Origin of the sequence: Sulfitobacter sp. UBA4523 (assembly GCF_002388305.1) — a bacterium.
In the GTDB taxonomy this organism is placed as follows: Bacteria; Pseudomonadota; Alphaproteobacteria; order Rhodobacterales; family Rhodobacteraceae; genus Sulfitobacter; species Sulfitobacter pontiacus.
The window spans coordinates 850-1694 of the sequence record NZ_DGMH01000067.1 but is presented as its reverse complement, the minus strand read 5'-3'; the positions used below and the strand labels follow the sequence as shown (position 1 = coordinate 1694).

At 56.2% G+C, this 845-nt stretch carries 1 pseudogene; it reads left to right on the top strand.

The features are described 5' to 3' along the window. Positions 1-720, top strand: a pseudogene (gene fusA, locus B3849_RS16570) (elongation factor G); the annotation flags it as partial. Between the last annotated feature and the right edge of the window lie 125 nt (positions 721-845).

Below are 845 nucleotides of genomic sequence, written 5' to 3'. Positions count from 1 at the left end.
ATGGGCGAACTTCACCTCGATATTCTGGTGGACCGTCTGCGTCGTGAATTCAAAGTTGAAGCGAACATCGGTGCGCCTCAGGTTGCCTACCGCGAGACCATCTCGCGCGAAGCAGAAATCACCTACACCCACAAGAAACAGTCCGGTGGTTCCGGTCAGTTCGCTGAGGTGAAGATGATTCTGATGCCAACCGAGCCAGGCGAAGGCTATTCCTTCGAGAGCCGCATCGTTGGTGGTGCCGTTCCGAAAGAATACATCCCGGGCGTCGAAAAAGGGATCAACTCGGTCATGGACTCCGGTCCTTTGGCGGGCTTCCCGGTCATCGACTTCAAGGTTGCTCTGATCGACGGTAAATTCCACGACGTTGACTCCAGCGTTCTGGCGTTTGAAATCGCGGCCCGTATGGGTATGCGCGAAGGCATGCGTAAAGCTGGCGCGAAACTGCTCGAACCGATCATGAAAGTCGAAGTTATCACCCCTGAGGACTACACAGGCGGGATCATCGGCGATCTGACATCGCGTCGCGGTCAGGTTCAGGGTCAGGACACACGCGGGAACGCAATCGCGATCGACGCACAGGTGCCGCTGGCCAACATGTTCGGCTACATCAACACGCTGCGTTCGATGTCGTCGGGTCGTGCGAACTTCACCATGCAGTTCTCGCACTACGAACCTGTTCCGCAGAACATCTCTGACGAGATCCAAGCGAAATTCGCGTAACTGGCGCGTTGCAATAACTGGGACGGCGGGGATAACCCCGCCCTACCCAAACCGTAGGGTGGGTGTTCAACCCACCGCCCAATTTGAAAACCAAGGAGGCCACCATGGCTAAGGCAAAGTTTGAA